The following is a 26,001-nucleotide window of genomic DNA, read 5'->3' on the forward strand; positions in this document are numbered from 1 at the left end:
CCTAAATTAGCTCGTGTTTATTTTGCATTTCAAGCGAATTGCCGTATCTTTGCAAAAGGATTATCCACATTACAAGCTAATGTCGAACGAGAGAAAATACAAGCTGTTAAGCAAAATACAATATCCGGCAGACCTCCGCCAGCTGGGCACGGAGGAGCTGCCCGAGGTTTGCAGGGAACTACGCGAGGACATTATAGAGGAGGTTGCCGTCAATCCCGGCCACTTGGCTTCAAGCCTTGGTGCCATGGAGATAACGGTAGCCTGCCACTACGTCTTCAACACGCCTGAGGACCGCATCGTCTGGGACGTGGGGCATCAGGCCTACGGTCATAAGATTCTGACAGGACGGCGGGAGAGCTTCTGCAAGAATAGGAAGTTCGACGGACTCATGCCCTTTCCCTCACCACTGGAAAGCGAGTACGATACCTTCACGTGCGGACATGCCTCCAACTCTATTTCGGCTGCCTTGGGAATGGCCGTTGCCGCCAAGCTGACGGGACATGCCGACCGCCATGTGGTAGCCATCATAGGCGACGGAGCCATGAGCGGCGGGCTGGCCTTTGAAGGACTGAACAATGCCTCGTCGAAGCCTAACGACCTGCTCATCATCCTCAACGACAACGACATGTCCATTGACCGTGCCGTAGGGGGAATGGAGCAATACCTGCTCAACCTCGACACTAACGAAACCTACAACCGGCTGCGCTTCAAGGCTGCGCGATGGCTCTACTCCAAGGGACTGCTCAACGATGAACGACGCAACGGAATACTCCGTCTGAGCAATGCCTTCAAGGCTGCGTTGTCGCATCAGCAGAACCTCTTCGAGGGAATGAACATCCGATACTTCGGCCCCTACGACGGAAACGACGTTGTAGAGCTGGTGAGAATACTCCGCCAGATAAAGGACATGAAAGGCCCGAAGCTCCTCCACCTTCATACAAAGAAGGGAAAAGGCTACGAACCGGCAGAGAAGAGTGCCACCGTATGGCACGCACCGGGCAAATTCGACCCCGAAACCGGACAGCGCATTGTGCAGGACAATAGCCATCAGCCACCGAAGTTTCAGGATGTCTTCGGTGAAACGCTCCTCGAGCTGGCCGAGCGGAATCCGCGCATAGTCGGGGTAACCCCTGCCATGCCGACAGGCTGCTCCATGAACATCATGATGAAGGCCATGCCCGACCGCACTTTCGACGTGGGCATTGCCGAGGGCCACGCCATGACCTTCTCGGCAGGCATGGCCAAGGACGGCTTGCAGCCTTTCTGCAACATCTATAGCGCCTTCTCGCAGCGCGCCTACGACAATATCATCCACGACACGGCCATTCTCAACCTGCCCGTAGTACTCTGTCTCGATCGTGCCGGACTGGTAGGCGAGGACGGAGCCACCCATCACGGAGCTTTCGATATGGCATTTTTGCGCCCCATCCCCAATCTGACCATTGCCTCACCGATGGACGAGCGCGAGTTGCGCCGGCTGATGTATACCGCTCAACAGCCCGGACAAGGCTTCTTCGTCATCCGTTATCCGCGCGGACGGGGAGTGTTGACTGACTGGCGGTGTCCGCTCGAAGCTGTTGAAACAGGCACAGGACGCAGGCTCAGCGAGGTTTCTCCGGGCCATGCTGCCACCTCTGCACCCCGGGTGGCCGTGCTGACCATCGGCCCGATAGGAAACGACGTGGAGAACCTGCTGAAAGCCCTTGGCGACGAGCCGGAAACGGAACTGACAGGCAGCGTGGTGCATTACGACATGCGCTTCCTCAAGCCACTCGACGAAAACATTCTCCGCGAGGTATCCCGCGATTGTACTCATGTCATTACCATAGAGGACGGTGTCCGAAACGGTGGTCTCGGCAGCGCGGTAAGCGAGTGGATGACCGACAACGGCTACCTTGGGCACGTCATCCGCATGGGTATGCCCGACCAGTTCGTAGAACAGGGAACGGTGGCCCAGCTCCGCCAGCTCTGCGGCATAGACAACGAGAGCATCAAAACACAGATTCTTGCCTGTCTGCAAGAAAAACAAGACAAAAAGAAATGAAGATAATCATTGCCGGAGCATACGCCATCGGCACATATTTGGCGAAACTGCTCGCACGTGGGAAACAAGAAATCACGCTCATGGACGAAAATGCCGAACGGCTCGAACGGTTAGGCAGCAACTACGACCTGCTGACCATCGAGGCATCGCCGACGAGCATCAACTCCTTGAAGGAGGTGGGCGCACAGGATGCCGACCTCTTCATCGCCGTTACGCCCAACGAGGCCGCCAACCTCACCGCCTGTATGATGGCCCACCGTCTGGGCGCAAGAAAAACGGTGGCGAAGGTAGACAATGCCGAGTATATAGAACCCCAGAATCAGGATTTCTTCCGGCAGCTCGGTATCAACAGCATCATCTACCCCGAGATGCTCGCTGCCAAGGACATCATCAACGGACTGAAGATGTCGTGGGTGCGGCAGCGGTGGGACGTGCACGACGGTGCGCTTGTCATGCTGGCCATCAAGCTGCGTGAGGAATGTCAGATTCTGGACAAGCCCCTCCGCGATATCAGCGGCCCGGACGACCCCTACCATGTCGTCGCCATCAAGCGTGGGCCGGAAACCATCATACCGGGAGGTAACGATACTCTTAAGCTCTACGACCTTGCCTACTTCATGACTACCAAGAACTACATTCCCTACATCCGCAAGATAGTAGGGAAGGAGCATTATGTAGACGTGAAGAACGTCATGATAATGGGTGGAGGACAGACGGCCGTCCGCGCGGTGAAGAACATGCCCGAGTACATGAACGTCAAGATAATAGAACAGGACGTCAACCGGTGCGAGGAGCTGAACGAACTCTTTGAGGAGAACAAGCTCGTCATCAATGGCGACGGACGCGACACGGGACTTCTCACCGAAGAGGGCATCCGCAACACACAGGCGTTCGTAGCCCTGACTTCCAATACCGAGACCAATATACTCGCCTGCCTGACGGCCAAGCAAATGGGCGTCAGGAAAACTGTCGCAGCCGTCGAAAATGTAGACTACGTGAACATGGCCGCCAGTCTTGACATCGGCACCATCATCAACAAGAAGTCCATTGCTGCCGGACACATCTACCAAATGATGCTCGATGCCAACGTTGAAAACGTGAAGTTCCTCATGTCGGTCAAGGCAGACGTGGCGGAACTCATCCCCGTTCAAGGCTCGAAGATTACGCGCAAGCCCATCAAGGACGTCAACATCCCCAAGGGAATGACCATCGGCGGCGTCGTGCGCAACAACGAAGGCATGCTCGTGTCGGGAAACACGCAGATTGAAGCCGGCGACCTAGTCGTGGTCTTCTGCTACAATGTGGAAAAGAAAAAGGTGGAACAGCTCTTCAACTGATGCCCCGAAGGCCCGGCCCGGCATGGGGCCGAGAGTGGCTGTCGGCCTGCTGCATGACTGTATTCTGCTGCCGCCGGGGCGCGACTTGCCCACTTTGTGAGCCTACAACCTGTCTACCTCTCATTTCGTCAACTTGTTATTGCAATGCTGAATCTCAAAATCATATCCAAAATCATTGGTTCGCTGCTGTGGATTGAAGCTACACTGCTGTTTCTTTGTCTGCTTGTTGCTGTATGGTATCAGGGCAGCGACATTCTTCCCTTCGCATGGAGCATCCTCATAACCATAAGCGCAGGCATCGTGTTCCGTCTTCTCGGCCGGCATGCCGACAATCTCTTGGGCCGTCGCGATGCCTACTTTGTCGTGTCGGTGGCTTGGATTCTCTTCTCGCTTTTCGGCACGCTGCCCTTCCTCATCAGCGGAGCACTGACCAGTTTCACCGATGCCTACTTCGAGACCATGTCGGGATTTACCACGACGGGGGCCACCATCATCGATTTTCCCGAGCATCTTCCAAGGGGCTTCTGTTCTGGCGGTCGCTGACCCAGTGGATAGGCGGACTCGGCATCGTCTTCTTCACCATCGCTATCCTGCCCTCGCTCGTGGGCGGGTCGGTCAAGGTGTTTGCTGCCGAGGCCACAGGCCCCATCAAGAGCAAGCTCCATCCCCGGCTCAGTACGGGTGCAAAATGGATATGGGTGGTCTATCTCGTGCTCACGGCGGCCTGTATCGTCAGCTACAAGATTTGCGGGATGGGGTGGTTCGATGCTTTCAACTACTCCATGACGAGTACTGCCACCGGCGGATTCGCCACCGAGAGCGGCTCCATTATGACCTTCCATTCTCCTGCCGAAGAGTATGTCTGTGCCCTGTTCTGCTTCCTGTCAGGCGTGAACTTTACGCTCCTGTATAGTTCAGTAGTAGGGGTGAACCTGCGACAGCTCTTCCGCAACAGTGAGTTCCGCTTCTATACCATCATGGTGGCATCCTTTACCGCGTTCATAGCCATGGAGCTTGTCATCCGCAACCACTACGACATAGAGCACGCTTTCCGCAGCTCGCTCTTTCAGGTTATCTCGTTCATCACTACGACCGGGCTTTTCAGCGACGATGCCGCCAAGTGGCCGCACGTTACGTGGGTAGTACTCGCCGCCTGTATGTTCTTCGGCGGCTGCTCCGGCTCTACGAGTGGCGGTATCAAGAGCATCCGCGGCGTGATGATGCTGAAAGTCGTCCGCAATGAGTTCAGGCAGATACTCCATCCCAATGCCGTCCTGCCAATGAAGATAGACGGTGTCAATGTCTCCCAGTCCAAGCGTGTAACGCTTCTCGCCTTCATCGGTCTTTACCTCATACTGACGCTCTTCTGCGCTTTCACCATGATAGCCGCAGGCATCGACAATACCAATGCCATCACCATTACGCTAAGCTGTCTGGGCAACGTCGGCCCTACCTTGGGCATGGAAATCGGCCCCACCATGTCGTGGGCACAACTGCCCGATTTTGCGAAATGGATTGGAGCATTTCTGATGTTGGTCGGCCGACTGGAACTTTTCACCGTTCTGGTACTCTTCACGCCGGCCTTTTGGAAGGAGAACTGACAAGCACGGCTATGCGACGGCCGTCTAAGGAAAGGTGATGGCGACTGCAGCGGCTTTCCCCGAAAGCCGCTGCCAGACAAGCAGAAGGCCGGAGCAGGGCGCAGCAGACGAAGTCTCGGGACAGGGTACAGCCATACAGAATGTAAGAAAAATTCATTTCCATTGTTCCAATACATTGGGATGGCGGAACGAGAACGGCACTTTCACACTCTGAAAGTGCCGTTCTCATTGTCCGAAAGTACCGTTTTCGTATTGTCGGTAAAACACAGGCTAATCATTATTTCTCAATAGTCTGTCTCTCACCGCATTACATTCTCGCTTCCTCCATAGCGGCAAGGGCTGGCCACAACGGGACATTGAATAGGTTTGTAAAAACATTTCACATCCGAAAAAATGCCCGTATCCTCTCAGGAATGTTCATACCGGATGTGCCTTCCATTCGTCGCCAAGGTGCATAAGACCGCATATTGCGGCATCACTCCCCCGGGGAGGCTGCCCGCGGCACGCGTCGTCGTGAAAGTTTTCAGCCTCATCTAAATGGGTACAGACTCCAAAAAACAATCCCATAATTTTGCACTTCGCCCGATTTAGTGTATCTTTGTAGCTATGAACGTACAAGAAGCACAGAACATCAGATGGAGTAAAAACATCATAATAGCCGATGGCGATTACATCGGCCGCGTGGCTTTCGACCTCATCGTCAACTTTGAACGGATGCTGAACCGCCGTATTCCGGCTGTTGATTTCAGTCAGTGGGCCGTTGATATAGCTCTTGACGGCCGGCTGAAACCGGGTAGGCACGAGACGCAGGTGGTTCTTCTGCACGACAGGAAGAATCCCAAGTTGGAGAATTTCTCCCCTGCCGATTACGACAACGAGCTGAACGGACAGGCCTTCCAAGACCCGCAGATGGGTGAGTTCATCATCAATGCCATACCGACTGGCGAGGAAGCAAGCAACAAGGAGGATGTTTTGCTCGACTTGCTGAAGACGCTCCTCAGCCACGAGGAGGTCAGGCGGATTATGATTGTGCCGGATGGAGAGGACGGACAGCTTTTAGGCAGTCTCCGCTCGACTCCGGGATGTGGACGATGAGCAGAAACACATCACGCTTTTCACGATGCAGCCGGTAGGGGGCGGAAACTTCAAGCAGGAGATACTTGGCTATTCGCTTCTTAATGCAATGGGCATCTCTGCTTCCGAGATAGACAACAAAATAGGAAACAAGTAAAAATAAGAACAATAAAATCCCCCATCAAAACATACCGATGCCCTTTCTCTATTCGAGAGGGGGAATAGGGGGGAGTTTCAGACTATGGGAAAAGTTTTAATGATTGGCGCAGGTGGCGTGGCTACCGTAGCGCTTTTAAGATTGTCCAGAATCAGGACGTATTCACGGAGTTTATGATTGCAAGCCGCCGCAAGGAGAAATGCGACGAGCTGGTGAAGTCTATCCACGACAAGGGCTACAAGGCTGACATCAGGACAGCACAGGTAGACGCTGACGATGTGGAGCAGCTGAAGGCCCTCTTCAGCTCATTCAAGCCGCAGTTGGTGATTAATCTTGCACTGCCCTATCAGGACCTGACCATCATGGATGCCTGTCTGGCTTGTGGGTGCAACTATCTTGACACCGCCAACTATGAGCCGAAAGACGAGGCGCATTTCGAGTACAGCTGGCAGTGGGCGTACAAGGACAAGTTCGAGAAGGCGGGTCTGACGGCTATCCTCGGTTGCGGCTTCGACCCGGGCGTGTCGCAGGCATATACGGCATACGCTGCCAAGCACCACTTCGACGAGATTCACTATCTTGACATCGTTGACTGTAATGCCGGAAACCATCATAAGGCTTTCGCCACCAACTTCAACCCGGAAATCAATATCCGGGAGATTACCCAAAAGGGACTCTACTACGAAGATGGCAAATGGATTGAGACAGAGCCTTTGGCAGTACATCAGGACTTGAATTATCCGAATATCGGCCCTCGAGACTCTTATCTCATGCACCACGAGGAACTGGAGTCGCTCGTAAAGAACTACCCGACCATCAAGCGTGCCCGCTTTTGGATGACGTTTGGTCAGCAGTATCTTACCTATCTTGACTGTATTCAGAACCTCGGCATGAGCCGTATTGATGAAATCGAATACGAGGCACCATTGGCCGACGGCTCGGGAAAGACTGCTAAGGTGAAGATTGTCCCGCTTCAGTTCCTCAAGGCTGTATTGCCAAATCCGCAGGACCTCGGAGAGAATTACGACGGTGAAACCTCCATTGGCTGCCGCATCCGTGGTGTCAAGGACGGCAGGGAGCAGACCTACTATATCTATAACAACTGCAAGCATCAGGATGCCTACAACGAGACGGGCATGCAGGGGGTCAGCTATACGACGGGCGTACCGGCTATGGCAGGTGCGATGATGTTCTTCAAGGGTCTCTGGAACAAGCCGGGGGTATGGAATGTCGAGGACTTCGACCCGGATCCATTCTTGCAGGTGCTCAACGAGCAGGGACTGCCGTGGCATGAGCAGTTCAATGTTGATATTGAGCTGTAAGGCTTCCTTCCTATCCTCCTGAAAGGAGGTGGACGAACGGACTTGCTGAGAACATTCATCCATCATTCATATTAACAAACAATTGTCTCACATCCCTTTTGTGGGATAACTTCAGACTCGGCCCCCGCGAGATAAGAATTCCCTCCTTTCGGAGGGGGACGGGGGAGGCTAATTATGTCAGAAACAAACGAAGGAAAACTGAAAGCATTGCAGGCTGCAATGTCGAAGATAGAGAAAGATTTCGGTAAAGGGTCCATCATGCGCATGGGCGACGAACAGATAGAGAACGTAGAGGTAATCCCGACGGGCAGCGTCGCCCTCGACACCGCACTGGGTGTAGGCGGCTATCCACGCGGACGAATCATAGAGATTTACGGGCCGGAGAGTTCCGGCAAGACGACACTGGCTATCCACGCCATTGCCGAGGCACAGAAGCAGGGGGGGATTGCTGCCTTCATTGACGCGGAACACGCTTTCGACCGCTTCTATGCCGAGAAACTCGGAGTAGATGTAGACAACCTCTGGATTTCGCAGCCGGACAATGGAGAGCAGGCTTTGGAGATTGCCGACCAGCTTATCCGCTCGTCCGCTATTGACATTCTCGTCGTTGATTCCGTGGCTGCACTGACACCGAAGAAGGAGATTGAGGGCGACATGGGCGACTCTGCCGTTGGTCTACAGGCCCGACTGATGAGTCAGGCACTGCGTAAGCTCACTTCCACCATCTCCAAGACCAACACTTGCTGCATCTTCATCAACCAATTGCGTGAGAAGATAGGCGTAATGTTTGGCAATCCCGAGACAACCACGGGTGGAAACGCGCTGAAGTTCTACAGCTCTGTACGCCTTGACATCCGCCGTGTTACGAGTATCAAGGATGGAGACCAAGTTATCGGAAACCAAGTGCGCGTAAAGGTGGTAAAGAATAAGGTGGCTCCTCCTTTCCGCAAGGCTGAGTTCGAGATTACCTTTGGCGAGGGCATTTCCAAGATTGGCGAGATTGTCGACTTGGGCGTTCAGTACAACATCATTCAGAAGAGTGGCAGTTGGTTCAGCTACAACGGTACGAAGCTCGCGCAGGGCCGCGATGCTACCAAGACGATGATAAAGGACAATCCTGAACTTGCCGAGGAGCTGGAAGGACTCATTAAGCAGGCGATTGCAGAGAAAGAGAAATAAGACCGCATGCCCGCCTTGCCCTATATATAATAAGGTAGGGTGGGTATATGCCTGCTACCTTGTCTATACTATAAAAACAATAAGTACACTGTAGAGAAGAAAATTCTCCGTCTGCACAAAGCCTGATGCGGTCTTGCCGGCGCGCTCCTCGAAGGTGGAAGCGTGGCATGCGCCATGATGCAGGAAGAGATGTCCGGATTGCTGAAGGGTAATTGAGGTTCACCCCATTCCGCGTCATTATATTGAGGATGCTGCAAGATTGTGTGTCCTGCAAGTCTGTCTGCATCACCTGCTACTACCTATGAGATATGTGTTTCGTATGTAGTTGGTTATCAATGGGTTCAGGATAGAGGAGTGAAAGTGTGGAAATGATGTGGTCAAAGTGCCGTTCTCGCAGTGCGAAACCGGCACTTTGACAGTGCGAAACCGGCACTTTCGCTGTATGGGGTGGGAAGGCTGAAAATTTGATGTAAGTTAGCTTTACATTCAAATTCTTTCTGTCCGTTGCCCCTTATCTTGTTTTTTTTATTTATATTTGTACTTAAACGAAATGACTATGGAACAGAACGACAAGACACTTTGGCAGGTAGTGAAGGGATATTTCAATGCTTTGCCCGACAAGGAAGATGAAGACGAGACCATCAGGCAGATTAGCAGTGGAGTCGTCTTCCACGGTGCTAACCTGTGGATATTAGTGTTTGCTATCTTCATCGCCTCGCTGGGGCTGAACGTCAACTCTACGGCGGTCATCATCGGTGCCATGCTCATATCGCCGCTGATGGGGCCTATCATCGGCATGGGGCTGTCGGTGGGCATCAACGACCTCGGACTGCTGAAGCGTTCCATCAAGAATTACCTTGTGGCAACCGGCATCAGCGTGCTCACGGCGACTATCTACTTCCTCATAACACCGCTGACCGAGGCACAGTCGGAACTTCTTGCCCGGACATCGCCGACGCTCTACGACGTGCTCATAGCCCTCTGCGGTGGTGCGGCAGGCATTTTGGCCCTTTCGACAAAGGGAAAGGGGAATGTCATTCCGGGAGTTGCCATCGCCACGGCCCTTATGCCACCGCTCTGTACAGCCGGATACGGACTGGCGGTGGGCAACTTCTCCTATTTCTTCGGGGCGTTTTACCTCTTCTTCATCAATACGGTCTTCATAGCCTTGTCTACTTTCATCGGGGTGCGCATGCTGCGCTTCCGGCACAAGGTGTTTGTCGACGCGCTCCGGCTGGCGAAGGTGAAGCGGTACATCATCGGCATTGTGGTGCTGACGATGCTTCCGGCAGCTTACATGACGGTGCAGATTATCAGGCAGAGCGTGCTCGACAACAACACGAGAAAGTTCGTAAAGAACGAGCTGACGTTCAAGGGAACGCAGATTATATCGCAGAACAGGGACGAGAAGCACAAGACGCTGAACGTGGTTGCCGTTGGGAAAATCATTTCGTCCAAGGCTATTGGTAATGCCCGCGCTGATGGACGAGTATCAGTTGGACGGATACAAGCTGAATGTCATACAAGGTTCGCAGTCGGACAGCATGCTTTTCCTCAGTCAGGCCCTCAACACCGCAGCTACATCCACCGCAGCCAACCGGCAGAAACTGCTGGAGCAGGCCAATCAGATTCAGCAACTGGAGACGCAGCTGGACAGTTATGCCTCCTATGCGGAGCTGAGCAGGAGCATCCGTGGCGAAGTGAAGGCGGTTTTCCCGTTGGTTGCCGGACTGAGCTTGTCGAACGTTACTGAGGCGCGCACCGATACGGCTGCCACCTGCCGCTACGTGATGGCGGTGATAGACAGCAGGGGAAGTCTTGCCCCTGTGGAGAGGGCGCGCCTTCAGAAGTGGCTGAAGGCACGGACAAAGGCAGACAGCCTGCGCCTGATAGTGGTGCCTTAGCCCCGGGTGGGCGGTATGGTACGGCTGTGGTTGCCGGGTGGATATGAGGCCGCAAGGAGATGGTGCAGGAACGATAGTCTGCAAATAAAAACAGGAGTACGCCTTTCGGCGTACTCCTGTTGGTTTTCAGTGTCTTTCCTTTCTCCTTGAGTGGTCTCGCCTTTGCGGCAGACGGGTGTGGGGAAATGCGTATCCGGCAGGTTCGACTTGCGATGGCTGCAATGCCTGCTTATCCGAGCCGCTTCAGCTGAACGGTGAAGTGGCGCATCAGCGGAGCCTCCCATTCGATGGCAACACCTCGGGTAACGCTTTCGCGGCGGTCGAAGACATTCTTCAGTGCAGCCGCAATCACGTCGATATGGTTGTCCGTGTAGACGCGGCGGGGGATGGCCAGACGCAGGAGGTCAAGTCCGTTGAAGCGGTTCTCGTGCGTTTCGGGGTCGCGGTCGGCAAGCATGTAGCCCACCTCTACGCCACGGATGCCGGCTTCGAGGTAGAGTTCGCAGGTCAGGGTCTGTGCCGGGAACTCCTCCTTGGGCACGTGCGTGAGCACCTTGCTGGCATCTACGAAGATGGCATGGCCACCGGCAGGACGCTGGTAGGGGATGCCGTACTCGTCGAGCTTCTTTGCCAGATATTGTACCTGATGGATGCGCGTGTCGAGCATGTCGAACTCGGTGTTCTCGTCCAGTCCCTGCGCGAGGGCATTGAGGTCGCGTCCGCTCATGCCGCCGTAGGTAACGTAGCCTTCCATCGGTATGCAGAACATCTTCGCACCCTCAAACCATTCCTTGTTGTTGGTGGCTATGAATCCGCCCATGTTCACTATGCCGTCTTTCTTGGCCGACATCGTGGCGGCATCTGCATCGGCATACATCTCGCGTACAATCTCCTTGATGGTCTTGTCGGCGTAGCCTCCTCGCGGACCTTTATGAAATAGGCGTTTTCGGCAAAGCGCGCGGAGTCCATTACCACTGGTACGCCATACTTATGGCAAAGGGCGCAAGTCTCCTTGATGTTCTTCATGCTGACCGGCTGACCGCCTACGGTGTTGTTGGTAACGGTGAGCACCATGAACGGCACGTTCCCCTCGTTCTCCTTCAGCACCTTTTCGAGCTTGTTCAGGCACACGTTTCCCTTGAAGGGTACTTCCTTCTGGGTGTCCTTTGCATCGTCGGTCGTTACGTCGATGGCGTGCGCCCGGCGGCTCTCTATGTGTCCCTTGGTCGTGTCGAAGTGGGCATTGCCCGGTATGACATTCCCCTCCTTGACGAGATACGAGAAGAGCACGTTCTCCGCTGCGCGTCCCTGATGGGTCGGGATGATGTATTTCATGCCGAGAATCTTCTGTACCATCGCCTCGAAGTTGTAGAACGAGGTGGCACCGGCGTAGCTTTCGTCGCCCAGCATCATGGCTGCCCATTGTCGGTCGGACATGGCACCTGTGCCGCTGTCGGTCAGCAAGTCGATGTAAACCTGTTCGGCCTTGAGTTGGAATACGTTGTAGTGAGCCTCCTTGAGCCACTGTTCTCTTTCTTCGCGAGTACTTTTCTTAATTGGTTCAATCATCTTGATTTTCCAAGATTCAGCAAATGGGATTTCCATAACGTCGGTTTTAATTGATTAGTATAATGTTAATGAGAATAGACAACACCTCTATACGGCATGCAGTCCGTAGACTCCATTCTTCATCATAAAAGGAGTGGCAAAGCGTCGCGCTCCCTGTATGTTCGGAAAGACGGTTGAAGCAATTGCATTGTTATTGCTTTGAATCGTCAGTATAACGGGTATTATGTTCGCAAATATACACAATTCTTTTCCATTTGCGTGCGTTTTGTTATTAAAACTTTTAGTCCGAAGCCCATTTTTTTGCTTCTTTCACTATATGGAAGTGTAGTGCAGGGTTTCCGGCACTTCGTTATCCGTTGCCTGAGGAGCCGTTGCCGGTACCTGCCATAAGGCGGGTATTTGAGTTAAAATGATGCGTTTTCATTGCCCGTTCGGATATATTTCCTATATTTGCGCTGACAAACAACAGGTAGAATATGCAGAAATATGCAGATTATATAGAGGAGATTGAGATTGATTCGCTTTGGAGCGGAAAAAAGCACATCAAGTGGCAGCTCGACCGTAAGGTCAATGTCCTGAGCGGAATCAACGGAGTCGGGAAAAGCACCATTCTCAACAAGGTGGTAAAAGGGCTGATGCAGGGTGGCGAATTTCCGAGCCACCTCATCAAGGGCGTCCATCTGAAGGTCTCGCCGGCCGATGCCCGGTGGATAAGGTACGACATTATCCGCTCCTTCGACCGTCCGCTGCTCAACCTCGAAGCCGTTAGCAAACTCGACTTCAACCTCGTTACCGAACTCGACTGGCAGCTCTTCCAGCTTCAGCGCAAGTACCTCGACTATCAGGTGAACATCGGCAACCGAATCATCAACACCCTACAGGGCGGCAGTCCCGACGCTGCCGAGAAAGCACACAGGCTTTCCGCACCCAAAAGGCGGTTTCAGGACATTATCGACGACCTGTTTACGGAGACGGGCAAGACCATCATCCGCACCGAGAACGAGATACGCTTCTCGCAAATCGGCGAGTCTCTCATGCCCTATCAGCTGTCGAGCGGTGAGAAGCAAATTCTTGCCATCCTGCTGACGGTGCTTGTAGAAGACTCGCTGCCCTACGTGCTGTTCATGGACGAACCCGAAGTGAGCCTGCACATCGACTGGCAGAAGCGGCTCATCGACCTCATTCTCGAGCTTAACCCCAATGTGCAGATTATACTGACGACCCATAGTCCTGCAGTGATTATGAACGGGTGGCTCGACCATGTAACCGAGGTTTCCGACATTACCGACAACTAAAATCTCCGCGTCATGGGAAGACGATTGAGCGAGAACCTTTCTTCAGCATACATAGAAGCCGCCAACCGGCTCAACGGACGGACGGCCCGGCAGAAGATAGTGGCCTACGTAGAGTCCTACGACGACATCTACTTCTGGCGAACCGTACTCAGCGGTTTCGAGAACGAGCATGTTTATTTCGAGGTGATGCTCCCCTCAAAGCAGAATCTTACCAAGGGAAAGAAGTCGGTACTGATGAATCTTGTGTCGAAAAAGGTGGGCGAGAACATGATTGCCTGCGTGGATGCCGACTACGACTATCTTCTGCAAGACACGACACAAATCTCCCAAGAGGTGAATGGGAATCCCTACGTCTTCCATACCTACGCCTACGCCATCGAAAACCTGCAATGCTATGCACCGAGCCTGCACGACGTGAGCGTGGCAGTGGCCCTGAACGACCGCCCCATCTTCAATTTCGAAGAGTATATCCGCCAGTACAGCGAAGCCGTCTATCCGCTTTTGGTATGGAATATATGGTTTTACAGGAAGCGGATTTACGGCCAGTTCACCATCAGCGACTTCTGCCGGGTCATTGAGACGGGCAACTTTACCCTTCAGGGAGCTGTCGACGTGTTGCAGAACGTAAGGCGGAAGGTGGGCAAGAAGGTGAAGCGGCTCCAACGGCAGCATCCCGATGCCAAGCAGGGCTATCTCGGACTGAAGGACGAGCTGCGCGCGCTGGGCGTTACGCCTCAGACCGCCTACCTCTTCATACAGGGGCATCATCTCTTCGATTGTGTCGTTGTGCCGGCCATGAAGAAAGTCTGCGACAAGCTGATTCGCGAGCGCGAGACGGAAATCAACCGCAATGCAGTCCACAGCATACAACGCCACAACGAGCTGTCGAGCTATTCCCACAGCATAGAGGAAATTGTGCCGATGCTCCGCCGCAATGTCGGCTATATGTCGTCTGAGCCTTTCCGCAGGATAAAGGACGATATTGCCCGCTTTTTGGAAAGCCACCATGCTCTTCGGGACGGTCAGGACGGTCAGCCCGTCGGGGAGAATCCGTAAGGTCGCAAGGGGATAGGAGCATGCCGTCGGCTGTGTTTCTGACCGTCGGATATGTCGTATATATGTAAAGATAAAGGATTATCCGTCTTCTCATTGTGCCTTTGCGGCTATCCCAAAACGGCACTTTCGCATCCCGAAACGGGCTTAACGGCACAGCGAAACGGGCATTTCCGCTAACCCGTTCTGATGCTTTGGGTTGTGTAGTGCGTAAGTCTCTGACGGTCAGCTTCCCATACTCGCTCTTTGAGTCTGGATGTTTTTCTGGAAAACTAAATATCTCTCGCTTGATTTGTAAATGTTTTTCGTAGTTTCTGTGCGCTCCCCTCTTTCTCTCTGTATCTGCTTTCGGCTGCTCTCTGTCAGGCAATGCAGAGACAGAAATAGAGGGTAGGGAACAGCAATGCCCTTTCCTTCTATTCCTTGCCTGCAACTAAAGGCAGCCGGCAGCAGCCATGACGGACTGCGGCAACGGGCTACTCGCCGGATTCTGCGTGCGGTTCGGCCCTGTCGGTAATTGTTTCTGCCGGGCGCGCAGCCGGACGCCGGAGCAGGCTGACCATGATGCTGGCAGCGTTGTCGGGGGCAACCTCCATGCCCAGTCTGCTGCGCACGAGCTGGTATCCTGCAAGCATCCTCGCCCTGTCAGGCTGTCCGGGAAGGATGCGGTAGAGTTCGTTGGCAATGTTATATATCCTGAAGCGGTCGGCAAGCAGCTCCTGCACTATCTCCTGCTGGGTAACAAGGTTGACCAGAGAGATAAAATCGACCTTGATAATATGCTTGAAGGCAAAGCGGATGAGGCTCGGGACGGGCGTCGCATAGCAGACCACCTGCGCACATCGAACAGGGCCGTCTCGAGAGTAGCCGTTCCGCTCGTGACGAGGGCAGCCGTGGCGTGTGACAAAAGCTCGTAGGTGGCGTTCCTGACTATCCGCGCCCCCGTGTCTTTCAGGAAAGGCTCATAGTATGCGTCGCTGATGGAGGGTGCGCCGGCTACGACCATCTGATAGTCTTCAAAGTGGCCTGCGGCTTCGAGCATCTTCGGAAGATTGTCCTTGATTTCCTGTTTCCGGCTGCCCGACAAGATAGCTATGATGGGCTTTTCGTCCAAGCTGTGCCGGTGGCAGAACTCCTCCTTGGTCTCCGCATAGCGTTGGCGGAATCCGCAGACTTCCTCGGCAGTGGGGTTGCCTACGTAGTGTATCTTGTAGTTATGCTTCTTTTCGTAGAACGGAACCTCGAAGGGCAGGATGGAGAACATCTCGTTTACATCGCGCTTGATGGCACGGATGCGCCACTCTTTCCACGCCCAGATTTTCGGAGAGATATAGTAATAGACGGGGATGCCCGTATGCTTGTGTACAAATTTGGCTATCTTGAGGTTGAAGCCCGGGTAGTCTACGAGAATCACGACGTCGGGATGCCAGTCCACAATGTCCTTCTTGCACTTCTCCAAGTTCTTGAAGATGGTGGGAAGATGGAGCAGCACGGGGATGAAGCCCATGTAGGCAAGGTCCTTGTAGTGCTTCACACGCACGCCGCCGACCTGCTGCATCAGGTCGCCCCCGAAGAAGCGGAAGCGTGCATCGGGGTCGTATTCCTTCAGAGATGCCATCAGGCGCGAAGCGTGGAGGTCGCCCGAGGCCTCGCCAACGATAAGATAGTATTTCATAAGCTATGTAGTTAAAAGCTCCTCAATGTCTGACGAAAGCCTCCCCAAGCCCCCTTCGGAAGAGGGATGCGAGTATGTGGAGAGACTGCGGCATAATGTCCTGCACCCCTTCCCGTCGGAAAGGCTTTGGGAAGTTTCTGTCTACAGATTCTCTTCCCACCCTTTCATCTGTTCCATTACCTCGAATCCGGTAACGTCAATTTTCGTGGGCGTTACGCTGACATAGCCGTGCGCCAGTGCCCACTGGTCGTTGTCGGTAGCTTCCGGCTCGTCGTTGCGGTATTCGCCCGTCATCCAGTAGTATCTGAAACCACGGGGATGGTCGCGCACGACCACCTCGTTTATCCAGCTGCCGAAGCCCATGCGGCATACCTTCAGGCCCTCGAACCGCTCTGCCTTGGGGAAGTTGACGTTCAGGCAGATACCTTTCGGCAGACCTTCTGCCAGTACGCGTTTCACGATTTTGCGTACATAGTCGCGCAGATAGGACAGGTCGGCATCGGTATTGTAGTCGCAGCTGGAGAAGGCTATGGAGGGAATGTATTTCATGCAGCCCTCGTAGGCGATGCCCATTGTGCCGCTGTAATGATTGTTCACCGACGAATTGTCGCCGTGATTGATTCCTCCGATAATCATGTCGGGGCGGCGGTGGGGCGTCAGCTGGTCGAGAGCGAGCTTCACGCAGTCTACCGGGGTGCCCGTGCACGACCATACCTCGCAGTCGGGGATGTTGTGCCGGCGTTTCAGCCGGAGATAGTCGACGGCCGAGAAGGCGCACGAAAATCCCGACCGTGCCGCCTCGGGGGCACAGACGAGAACATCGGCAAAGTCGGAGAGGAACGACACCAACGTCCGAATACCATTGGAGTGGTAGCCGTCGTCGTTGGAAATCAGTATCAGGGGTTTGTTGGAATCCATAATAAATGCTTTCTTTTGCGTGCAAAATTACGAAAAAAGGTTCAGATATACCCTTAGTCTCATATAAAATATGTATCTTTGTCGGCAAAACAACAACCGGGCTTTCGCAGGTACGGGGCATTGTGAGGAGACTTTCATTATGTTCTGATGGGCCTGTACGGGCGAAAACCGAATAAAGTAAGGATAGACAAGAATGGGAAAAATAATCTCAGTGGCAAACCAAAAGGGCGGAGTAGGGAAGACCACGACCACCATCAACCTTGCCGCCTCGCTGGCAACGCTGGAGAAGAGTGTGCTCGTCGTCGATGCCGACCCGCAGGCCAACGCCTCGAGCGGACTGGGTGTCGACATCAAGGAGGTGGACTGTTCGCTCTACGAGTGCATCATCGACCATGCAGATGTACGCGACGCCATCTATACTACCGACATTGAGGGACTCGACATCGTGCCGAGCCACATCGACCTCGTGGGTGCGGAGATTGAAATGCTCAATCTCAGGGAACGGGAGAATATCGTCAGAGACCTGTTTGCATCAATCCGGGACGAATACGACTATATACTCATAGACTGCAGCCCCTCGCTCGGCCTCATCACGGTGAACGCCCTGACGGCTTCCGATTCGGTTATCATTCCCGTGCAGTGCGAGTATTTCGCACTTGAAGGCATCAGCAAGCTGCTCAATACCATCAAGATTATTAAGAGCAAACTCAATACGAAGCTCGAGATAGAGGGATTTCTGCTGACGATGTACGACAGCCGTCTGCGTCTGGCACGCCAGATTTACGACGAGGTAAAGCGGCATTTCCAAGAGCTGGTCTTCCGGACGGTCATCCAGCGGAACGTGAAACTCTCCGAGTGTCCGAGCCACGGACTGCCCGTTATCCTCTACGATGCCGACTCGACGGGGGCGAAAAACCACTTGGCACTCGCGAGGGAAATTATCGAAAAGAACAAATAAGCCGGCTTGGCCGGGCTGTCGGGAGGTAGGAGACGGGCGGTTTGAGCCTGCGTCTGCGAAACCGAAAGCATTGCAAGGAGCAAGACCGGCAAGCGCGGATACGGCCCTGACGCCTTCCATCTCCTTAACTATACTGACGCCCTTAACTTTTTTAGAATATGGCAGTACACAAGAAATACAACAGAAACGCAAAGACCAATGCCCTCGGACGAGGACTTGACGCACTCATTTCGACCGAATCGGTCAGCACGCAAGGCAGTTCGACCATCAATGAGGTGCCCATTGCCCAAATCGAAGCCAATCCCAACCAGCCCCGTCGTGAGTTTGACCCGGTAGCATTGGAGGAACTTGCCAACAGTATTCGCGAACTGGGACTTGTCCAGCCCATCACTCTCCGACAGATAGACGAGCAGAAATTCCAGATTATTGCCGGTGAGCGGCGTTGGCGCGCCTGTCAGCAGGCAGGTCTGACCGCCATTCCGGCCTACATTCGGACCATTAGGGACGAAAACGTCATGGAGCTGGCACTCGTTGAGAACATTCAGCGCGAAGACCTCAACGCCATAGAGATTGCTCTGGCATACGAGCATTTGCAGGAGAAAAGCGGCATGACGCAGGAGCGCGTGGCCGAACGGGTGGGCAAGAGCCGTGCTGCCGTTGCCAATTACCTCCGTTTGCTGAAGCTCCCGGCGCAGGTCCAGATGGCCTTGCAGAAAAAGGAGATTGACATGGGACACGCCCGCGCCCTCCTCTCTCTCGGGAGTCCGTCGCTCCAGCTCAAACTCTTCCGCGAGATACAGAAGAACGGCTATAGCGTGCGCAAGGTGGAAGAACTCTGCCAGCAGCTTAATAGGGGCGAGGATATACAGACTGCCAAGAAGAAGATTGCGGCGAGGGCAAAACTCCCCGAAGAGTTTGACATTCTCAAGAAACGCCTCTCTGCCTTTTTCGATGCCAAGGTGCAGATGACCTGCAATGCCAGTGGCAAGGGACGCATCAGCATCTCTTTTGCATCGGAAGAGGAATTGGTGCACATCATGGAAGTGATGGACAAGATGAAATAGGAAGTAGAACAACTCTAAAGTGCCGGATAGTGGATAAGCTATTACAGAGGTTTTTCAGAACCGCGTTCGTGCTATGGCTCGTTCTGTGTGGGGCGACGGAGGTTCTGGCACAGGTGCCCGACCGTGTCCCTGACATTATTTACCCTGACGACTCTGTCGCGGTAGAGCAGTTGGACGGCCATTCCAAAAGCACGGGCGACAGTGTGGCGGCCAGTCCTGACGAAGCAGAACTGGTTCGAGCGTTGGAGGGGCATGAAGTCGCATTGAAAATCCGGAAGCAGCGACGCGACTGGAGCACGTGGCGGCCCAGTCCGAAAAAGGCTCTCTGGCTTTCGCTGATACCCGGTGGCGGACAAATCTATAATCGTAAATATTGGAAGTTGCCTATCTTCTACGGGGGATTTCTCGGCTGTATCTATGCGTGGTCGTGGAACAATCAGACTTACCGCGACTATTCGCAGGCCTACCTCGACATCATGGACGGCGACCCCTCCACGCAGAGTTACAATGATTTCCTGCATTTGGGCATTACCATTGACGAAAGCAACGTGGCGCGCTATCAGAGTGTTTTCAAGAAACGCAAGGACCGCTACCGCCGTTGGCGCGACATGAGCATATTTGCTACAGTGGCCGTCTACGCATTGTCAATCATTGATGCCTACGTGGATGCTTCGCTGTCGGAGTTTGATATTTCCGACGAATTGTCGCTGCGAGTATCTCCCACGGTCATCCGCGACCAGTCGCCGGGTGGCTCGCACAATCTCTTTGGCTCCACGGCACTCGGCGTAGGGTGCAGTCTCGTGTTCTGAGAGGCGGAAGAGAGCAATATTAATATAAATCCTACGGATGATTAACAAGAAGTATATACTGACGGCATTGCTGGTATCTGCCGCTGCCTGTGCGGTGCAGGCACAACGCCAGACCGTTACCGACAACCACGGACGGCAGATGGTGGTCATGATTCCGGCAGCCAAGCCCGACGAGGATGGGCTGGAGGTGGAGTACAGCGACGCCAAATACTATAGCAACGAGGCTTCATGGAACTACTACAGCGACCATGCGGTAGAGACGGAAACCGAGGCAGCGGTACTTGACAGGCGCATCAGACGCTTGCCGGGAACGATGCAGCTGACCTATAATGACGAGGTGGGGAAACATATCGACCGGTATGTCAAGGCAGGACGACACTCTACTGGCTGTATTCTTGGGCGGGCGCAGTACTACAACCGCTTCTTTGAGGATGCGCTGCGCACATACGGTCTGCCGCTTGAGCTGAAATATCTGCCCGTCATAGAGTCAGGACTTAATCCGAACGCCACTTCGCGCGTCGGGGCAGTCGGTCTCTGGCAGTTCATGCCCACTACCGGCAGGCAGTACGACCTGCGTATAGACAGCTACGTGGACGAACGGCGTGATCCCGTCAAGTCTTCCTACGCTGCGGCACGCTTCCTGAGCGACCTGTATCTGCGTTTCGGTGACTGGACTCTGGCTCTGGCAGCCTACAATTGTGGCCCGACGCGCGTCAGCAATGCCATAGAGAAAGCGAGGCTCGACAATGGCGACTGCGACTTTTGGCAGGTTTATCAGTATCTTCCCAAGGAGACGCGTGGATATGTGCCTGCTTTTATTGCTGCCAACTACGTGATGACATATTATGGGGACTATGGTATTGAGCCGACATCCACGGGTCTGCCACAGCGTGTGGAGCCTGTCAAGATAACGGAAGACGTGTCCTTGGGAAGGATAGCCGACATGATGGGAATAAGCGTAGAGAATCTCAAGATGCTCAATCCGCAGTACCGGCAGGGAATTGTCAAAACTTCCAATGGATGTGCGTCGCTTTTGCTGCCTGCTGACGAGGCTTCCCGGTTCATCAAGTGTTCCGAATTGCTCCGACAGCCGTGTCCGGCCTCCCCATCCATCCCGGAGGAAATAACAGCTCAGACAGTCGGGCAGGATGTCTCTCAAAATAATAGCGGAAATACGCCCTCCCTGCAATAACTACTGCCTCACCTTAATATTAAGAAAGGAAAAGATATACTATGGACAAAGATATAGAAAAAGCCGACTCAAAGCAGGTGGCTGAAGACAAGATGGTAGAGGATGCCTTTCAGCATCTTCTGCATACTTATACTGCTTCGCGCCACCGCAAGAAGGTGGATATCATCACGAAGGCATTCAACTTTGCACGCCAAGCGCACAAGGGAGTACGCCGTCTTTCGGGCGAGCCTTACATCATGCACCCGATTGCGGTAGCCCAGATAGCCTGCGGAGAGATAGGCCTCGGTTCGACGAGCATCTCTGCCGCGCTGCTGCACGACGTGGTGGAAGACACCGACTATACGGTGGAGGACATCTCAAACATTTTCGGCCCGAAGATAGCCCTTATCGTTGACGGGCTGACGAAGATTTCGGGAGGTATCTTCGGCGAGCAGGCCTCGGCACAGGCGGAGAACTTCAAGAAGCTGCTCCTGACCATGAGCGACGACATAAGGGTCATTCTCATCAAGATTTGCGACCGTCTCCATAACATGCGTACCTTACAGTCGCAACCTGCCAACAAGCAGTACAAGATTGCAGGCGAGACACTCTATATCTATGCTCCGCTTGCCAATCGTCTGGGACTGAACAAGGTGAAGACCGAACTTGAAGACCTCAGCTTCCGATACGAGCATCCCGATACTTACAAGCTCATAGAGAACAAGCTCGCCCTGACACAGTCGCAGCGCGAGACCCTTTTCGAGAACTTCACGGCCCCCATCCGAAAGGAACTGGACAAGTTGGGGCTGAAGTACGAGCTGAAGGCACGCATCAAGAGTCCGTACTCCATCTGGAACAAGATGCAGAACAAGCACGTTACCTTTGAGGAAATATACGATATTCTTGCCGTACGCATCATCTTCTCGCCCAAGTCGCGCGAGGAAGAGGTGAACGAGTGCTTTCAGATTTACGTAGCCATCAACAAGCTCTACAAGAGTCATCCCGACCGCCTGCGCGACTGGGTCAACCATCCGAAAGCCAACGGCTATCAGGCTCTCCACGTTACACTCATGTCGAAGCTGGGGCGTTGGATAGAGGTGCAGATACGCTCGGAGCGGATGGACGAGATTGCAGAGCAGGGCTTTGCTGCCCATTGGAAGTATAAGGAAGGGGGAGAGATAACCGAAGACGAGGGTGAACTGAACGACTGGCTGCACACTATCAAGGAGATTCTTGACGACCCTCAGCCCGATGCTATGGATTTCCTTGATGCCATAAAGCTCAACCTCTTCGCGTCCGAAATATTTGTCTTCACGCCCAAGGGCGAAATCAAGACGCTGCCGGCAGGATGTACCGCGCTCGACTTTGCCTTTCAGATACATACCTTCTTGGGCAGTCATTGCATCGGTGCCAAGGTAAACCATAAGCTGGTACCGCTCAGTCATCGTCTGCAAAGCGGTGATCAGGTAGAGATTCTCACGTCCAAGGCGCAGAAAGTAGAGCCGTCGTGGATTAATTTCGTATCTACGGCAAAGGCAAAGGGCAAGATTCTGGCGAGCCTGCGCCGCGAAGCACGCGAGAAACAGAAGATAGGCGAGGAAATGCTTGCGGAATGGCTCCGCGACAACGACTTTGAGATGACCACATCCGTGCTTGACTCGCTTTGCAGCCTGCACGAGTTGCAGCGTCATTCCAGCCTGTTTGTTGCCATTGGGGATAAGACTATCGTCATGGGGGATGCCGATTTGGACATGCTTCAGGGGAAGTCAAAGTTCCAGAAGTCTACGCGCAGCGGAGGATGGCGGAAGTATGTCCCCTTCCTGAAGCGTTCGGAAAAGGAAGAACCCACTGCTGCCGCTGCCCCGTCTCCCGACAATCTGCCGGCTACAGAGGAAGGACTGATAACCGTCGGGAAAGATTTCAACAAGAAGAAGCCCATCTACATCAGCGAATCGAATATTGCCCGTTATATCTTCCCATCGTGCTGCCACCCCATTCCCGGAGATGATGCGCTGGGATATATCGACAATCAGAATCACATAGAGATTCACAAGCGTTCCTGTCCCGTCGCCTCCAAGCTGAAGGCGAGCTTCGGAACACGCATCGTCGACGCCAAGTGGGACATGCACAAACGCCTCTTCTTCGACGCGACTATCGAGATTCACGGCATAGACAGGAAGGGCATGCTCCACGATGTGGCCGATGTCATCTCCGACAAGTTGGGTGTCAATATCTGCAAGATTACCATTTCCAGCGACAAGGGAATTTTCGAAGGCTCGTTGGAGCTGCGCGTTCATGACCGGGAGGACGCCAGTGTCATTGTAGAAAGCCTGCGGAAGATAGAGGATATGCAGGAGGTGCAGGAGATTTTCTGACGCCTCCGTACCTGCGGTATGCCGTTTCTATTCTATAGGAACGGCTATTTTATTCCCTTTATTGAAGTAGCCGGCCGGTACGCCCCGGCCTCTCCCGTGCTTCTACCGGCCATCGGGCAGTACCTGCTTCCACCGATGCCCTATCCAGACAATAGCCCATGACAATAGACGAACTGATGTGCCAAATCCGGCAGGAGTTCGGCTTCGAGCCGACTGCCGACCAAGACAATGCCCTGCGGACGTTCTCCCGATTTATGACCGATGCGGACGAATACCCGGTCATGATTCTGCGTGGCAGCGCAGGAACGGGGAAAACCTCGCTCGCCGGTGCCATAGTGCGGACTCTCAGGCGGCTGAAGGCGAAGGTGCAGCTCCTTGCTCCGACGGGGCGTGCCGCAAAGGTCTTCTCGCTCAATGCCGGCAGCCCTGCCTCTACCATCCACCGCCGCATTTACCGCGAGCGGACGTTCAACGGAACGGACGGACTTTTCAACCTCAATCAGAATCTTTTCCGCGACACCCTCTTCATGGTCGACGAGGCATCGATGGTCAGCCTTGCGACGGGAAACACGGTCTTCGGCAGCGGACGTCTCCTTGACGACCTCGTACAATACGTCTATGGCGGCAGCAACTGCCGTCTGTTGCTTATCGGCGACAAGGCGCAGCTGCCGCCGGTGGGCGAGGCCGAGAGTCCGGCCCTCCGTGCCGACGTGCTCGCTTGCTACGGCCTGCACGTCTATGAGTGCGACCTCAGCGAGGTGCTGCGCCAGAGCCGGGACTCGGGCATCCTCAGCAATGCCACCGCGATACGCCGGATGATAACACATGACAGGGCTACCGAGCTGCCCAAGATACGTTTCCGGGGATTTGCCGACATCTCCGTCGTCCCGGGCGACGAACTGATAGAAAGTCTCGCTTCGAGCTATGCCGGGGTAGGAATGGACGAGACAATGGTCATCACGCGCTCCAACAAGCGTGCCAATATCTTCAACCAAGGCATCCGCAACATGGTGCTCGGCCGCGAAGAGGAGCTGACCACGGGCGACATGCTGATGGTGGTGAAGAACAAATATAGTCTCTCGCCCGGCTTCCCGGCCCTCTCGTTCATTGCCAACGGCGACCGCGCCATGGTCCGTAGGGTGCGTAACGTGCAGAGCCTGTATGGGTTCCGTTTTGCCGACGTGTCCCTCGAGTTCCCCGACTACGACCATGCCGACATGGAAACGACCGTCATACTCGATACCCTGACCTCCGAGGCTCCGGCACTGACCCGTGAGCAGGACACGCAACTCTTCCAGCGTGTGATGGAAGACTATGCCGACATCTCCCTGAAGGCCGACCGGATGAAGCAGCTGCGCGAGGACAACTACTACAACGCCATGCAGATAAAGTTCGCTACGCCATAACCTGCCACAAGGCACAGGGCGGCCAGTGGGCGCACGTATATCTTGACCAAGCTATATGACCGACGAGATGCTCACGCCCGACTATATCCATTGGCTCTATACGGCCTTCACCCGTGCCACGGAGCATCTCTATCTGGTCAACTGGCCCAAGGCGCAGATTGGCGACTGACGCCTTCAGTACATTTTGCAGTGGCCAAGGAGAGTCCGTCCCGGTTTTCTCCGCCCCACTTTTCCACATTCTAAAACATCCATACGCATTGACATTCTCCATCAAGAAGCTGTTTTCCCCTCCTTTCCGCAGTCAGCGGAAAGAGTACACTCCCATCCCCGGCCGGCAGGCGAATCCAGAGACAGCCGCCCTCCTCGCCGCGTTCGACAAGTACAACGCCCTCATCTTCGACGGCCGCCTGCCCGTTCCGCGGCTCCGGCTCTCCAAGGCCAAGACGCGGTTGGGGCAGATGGCGTGCAAGCGGAAGACCGTCCGCGGACGCACGACGTTCTCCGACTACTGCATTTCCGTTTCCACCTACTATGCGCTGACGCAGGAACAGCTTGACGACGTGCTCATCCACGAGATGATACACTACTCCATCGCCTATACGGGACTGAGGGACAACGCGCCTCATGGCATCGTTTTCCGCGGAATGATGGACAACATCAACCGCAGGTTCGGGCGGCACATTGCCGTCTCCGTCAACACGCGCTCCATCCGTCCCCGTGTGCCGCAGGCTCCCCGTACCTGTCTTGTCCTTGCCCTGAAGATGAAGAACGGCAGCCGCTATCTCTCCTCCGTCAGCCCGGCATCGGCAGGCCGTCTGGAGCTGTCGCTCTTGCGTGCCGGCGAGGTCGAATCTCACGCATGGTATCAGACAGAGGACGAATATTTCAGCAGCATGCCCCGGGTGCGCTCGTTGCGGGGCAGGAAGGTCTCTGCCGACTTTTTCGACGAGATGACCCGGAAGATGAAGCGGATGGAATAACTGCCAGCCGTCCATAAGGTTTTGGCAGTTTTATAGGCAGTACCGATTTCGGCAGGATTGGGCGTTGTTTTCCGGGCTTCAGGGAGGCTTTAAAATTATATACGGTTAGC

Annotated in this window: 16 protein-coding genes and 6 pseudogenes; 19 read left to right on the forward strand and 3 right to left on the reverse strand. The window is 54.2% G+C overall.

Features of this window, described 5'->3' with window-relative positions; genetic code table 11:
* Positions 1-79 precede the first annotated feature (79 nt).
* The 8 genes and pseudogenes from dxs to JCM15908_RS13740 all read left to right on the forward strand — a co-directional run bounded on the left by dxs (position 80) and on the right by JCM15908_RS13740 (position 10,618).
* Complete coding sequence (gene dxs / locus JCM15908_RS10315) at positions 80-2,044, forward strand: 1-deoxy-D-xylulose-5-phosphate synthase (protein WP_025003261.1); 1,965 nt, start codon at positions 80-82, stop codon at positions 2,042-2,044.
* A complete protein-coding gene (gene trkA, locus JCM15908_RS10320; protein WP_025003262.1) occupies positions 2,041-3,381 on the forward strand; it encodes a Trk system potassium transporter TrkA in 1,341 nt (446 codons plus the stop codon). Before dxs ends, trkA begins: the two co-directional genes overlap by 4 nt.
* 144 nt (positions 3,382-3,525) lie before the next feature.
* A pseudogene (locus JCM15908_RS13725) lies at positions 3,526-4,982 on the forward strand (TrkH family potassium uptake protein).
* 34 nt (positions 4,983-5,016) lie between these two features.
* Positions 5,017-5,196, forward strand: coding sequence for a hypothetical protein (locus tag JCM15908_RS14855; protein WP_159101335.1), 180 nt, complete (start codon positions 5,017-5,019; stop codon positions 5,194-5,196).
* A gap of 392 nt (positions 5,197-5,588) precedes the next feature.
* A pseudogene (locus JCM15908_RS13730) lies at positions 5,589-6,213 on the forward strand (DUF6621 family protein).
* Positions 6,214-6,297: 84 nt separating this feature from the next.
* Positions 6,298-7,535: pseudogene (locus JCM15908_RS13735) on the forward strand (saccharopine dehydrogenase family protein).
* Between the two features lie 174 nt (positions 7,536-7,709).
* Complete coding sequence (gene recA / locus JCM15908_RS10345) at positions 7,710-8,714, forward strand: recombinase RecA (RefSeq protein ID WP_025003263.1); 1,005 nt, start codon at positions 7,710-7,712, stop codon at positions 8,712-8,714.
* A gap of 556 nt (positions 8,715-9,270) precedes the next feature.
* Positions 9,271-10,618, forward strand: a pseudogene (locus tag JCM15908_RS13740) (TIGR00341 family protein).
* Between the two features lie 229 nt (positions 10,619-10,847).
* Here JCM15908_RS13740 and tnaA read toward each other — a convergent pair.
* Positions 10,848-12,223, reverse strand: a pseudogene (tnaA, locus tag JCM15908_RS13745) (tryptophanase TnaA).
* Positions 12,224-12,663: 440 nt separating this feature from the next.
* Between tnaA and JCM15908_RS10360 the strand changes: the two are divergent.
* Positions 12,664-13,482 carry an AAA family ATPase gene (locus JCM15908_RS10360; RefSeq protein ID WP_025003264.1) on the forward strand — a complete coding sequence of 273 codons (819 nt, stop codon included), beginning with the start codon at positions 12,664-12,666 and terminating at the stop codon, positions 13,480-13,482.
* 12 nt (positions 13,483-13,494) lie between these two features.
* Positions 13,495-14,538: a DUF4435 domain-containing protein gene (locus JCM15908_RS10365; protein WP_025003265.1), complete on the forward strand. Its 1,044-nt coding sequence runs from the start codon at positions 13,495-13,497 to the stop codon at positions 14,536-14,538.
* A 473-nt stretch (positions 14,539-15,011) separates the two neighbouring features.
* Here JCM15908_RS10365 and lpxB read toward each other — a convergent pair.
* Both lpxB and surE read right to left on the reverse strand, forming a co-directional pair.
* Positions 15,012-16,210, reverse strand: a pseudogene (gene lpxB / locus JCM15908_RS13750) (lipid-A-disaccharide synthase).
* A gap of 141 nt (positions 16,211-16,351) precedes the next feature.
* On the reverse strand, positions 16,352-17,128 hold the full coding sequence (gene surE, locus JCM15908_RS10375) for a 5'/3'-nucleotidase SurE (protein ID WP_025003266.1): 777 nt from the start codon (positions 17,126-17,128) through the stop codon (positions 16,352-16,354).
* A gap of 193 nt (positions 17,129-17,321) precedes the next feature.
* Here surE and JCM15908_RS10380 point away from each other — a divergent pair, with 193 nt between their 5' ends.
* The 9 genes from JCM15908_RS10380 to JCM15908_RS10410 all read left to right on the forward strand — a co-directional run bounded on the left by JCM15908_RS10380 (position 17,322) and on the right by JCM15908_RS10410 (position 25,891).
* The gene (locus JCM15908_RS10380; protein WP_025003267.1) at positions 17,322-18,086 is read left to right on the forward strand and encodes a ParA family protein; all 765 of its coding nucleotides are present in this window, start codon (positions 17,322-17,324) and stop codon (positions 18,084-18,086) included.
* A gap of 158 nt (positions 18,087-18,244) precedes the next feature.
* A complete protein-coding gene (locus JCM15908_RS10385) occupies positions 18,245-19,150 on the forward strand; it encodes a ParB/RepB/Spo0J family partition protein (RefSeq protein WP_025003268.1) in 906 nt (301 codons plus the stop codon).
* Between the two features lie 29 nt (positions 19,151-19,179).
* Positions 19,180-19,959, forward strand: coding sequence for a DUF5683 domain-containing protein (locus JCM15908_RS10390; RefSeq protein WP_234396444.1), 780 nt, complete (start codon positions 19,180-19,182; stop codon positions 19,957-19,959).
* A gap of 37 nt (positions 19,960-19,996) precedes the next feature.
* Positions 19,997-21,151 (forward strand): lytic transglycosylase domain-containing protein, encoded by a 1,155-nt coding sequence (locus JCM15908_RS10395; RefSeq protein WP_025003270.1) that lies wholly within the window; start codon positions 19,997-19,999, stop codon positions 21,149-21,151.
* Between the two features lie 41 nt (positions 21,152-21,192).
* A complete protein-coding gene (locus tag JCM15908_RS10400; RefSeq protein ID WP_025003271.1) occupies positions 21,193-23,505 on the forward strand; it encodes a RelA/SpoT family protein in 2,313 nt (770 codons plus the stop codon).
* A gap of 158 nt (positions 23,506-23,663) precedes the next feature.
* Positions 23,664-24,911 carry an ATP-dependent DNA helicase gene (locus tag JCM15908_RS13755; RefSeq protein WP_234396445.1) on the forward strand — a complete coding sequence of 416 codons (1,248 nt, stop codon included), beginning with the start codon at positions 23,664-23,666 and terminating at the stop codon, positions 24,909-24,911.
* On the forward strand, positions 24,908-24,970 hold the full coding sequence (locus JCM15908_RS15725) for an ATP-binding domain-containing protein (protein ID WP_506256113.1): 63 nt from the start codon (positions 24,908-24,910) through the stop codon (positions 24,968-24,970). The genes JCM15908_RS13755 and JCM15908_RS15725 overlap by 4 nt, the downstream gene beginning before the upstream one ends.
* Entirely contained in the window at positions 24,967-25,080 is a 114-nt protein-coding gene (locus JCM15908_RS15645; RefSeq protein WP_506256112.1) for an ATP-binding domain-containing protein, read from the forward strand. The genes JCM15908_RS15725 and JCM15908_RS15645 overlap by 4 nt, the downstream gene beginning before the upstream one ends.
* Before the next feature lie 154 nt (positions 25,081-25,234).
* Entirely contained in the window at positions 25,235-25,891 is a 657-nt protein-coding gene (locus tag JCM15908_RS10410; protein WP_036893163.1) for a SprT-like domain-containing protein, read from the forward strand.
* Positions 25,892-26,001 lie beyond the last annotated feature (110 nt).

The sequence above is a fragment of the Prevotella dentasini JCM 15908 genome (genome assembly GCF_000614065.1).
Classification (GTDB): Bacteria; Bacteroidota; Bacteroidia; order Bacteroidales; family Bacteroidaceae; genus Prevotella; species Prevotella dentasini.

Bases quoted from the DNA above. Each gene is read 5' to 3' on its own strand.
- dxs (WP_025003261.1), top strand. From the start codon at position 80: ATGTCGAACGAGAGAAAATACAAGCTGTTAAGCAAAATACAATATCCG.
- JCM15908_RS10395 (WP_025003270.1), top strand. From the start codon at position 19,997: ATGATTAACAAGAAGTATATACTGACGGCATTGCTGGTATCTGCCGCT.
- trkA (WP_025003262.1), top strand. From the start codon at position 2,041: ATGAAGATAATCATTGCCGGAGCATACGCCATCGGCACATATTTGGCG.
- JCM15908_RS10365 (WP_025003265.1), top strand. From the start codon at position 13,495: ATGGGAAGACGATTGAGCGAGAACCTTTCTTCAGCATACATAGAAGCC.
- JCM15908_RS10360 (WP_025003264.1), top strand. From the start codon at position 12,664: ATGCAGAAATATGCAGATTATATAGAGGAGATTGAGATTGATTCGCTT.
- JCM15908_RS13755 (WP_234396445.1), top strand. From the start codon at position 23,664: ATGACAATAGACGAACTGATGTGCCAAATCCGGCAGGAGTTCGGCTTC.
- JCM15908_RS10380 (WP_025003267.1), top strand. From the start codon at position 17,322: ATGGGAAAAATAATCTCAGTGGCAAACCAAAAGGGCGGAGTAGGGAAG.
- JCM15908_RS10385 (WP_025003268.1), top strand. From the start codon at position 18,245: ATGGCAGTACACAAGAAATACAACAGAAACGCAAAGACCAATGCCCTC.
- recA (WP_025003263.1), top strand. From the start codon at position 7,710: ATGTCAGAAACAAACGAAGGAAAACTGAAAGCATTGCAGGCTGCAATG.
- surE (WP_025003266.1), bottom strand. From the start codon at position 17,128: ATGGATTCCAACAAACCCCTGATACTGATTTCCAACGACGACGGCTAC.
- JCM15908_RS10400 (WP_025003271.1), top strand. From the start codon at position 21,193: ATGGACAAAGATATAGAAAAAGCCGACTCAAAGCAGGTGGCTGAAGAC.
- JCM15908_RS15645 (WP_506256112.1), top strand. From the start codon at position 24,967: ATGACCGACGAGATGCTCACGCCCGACTATATCCATTGGCTCTATACG.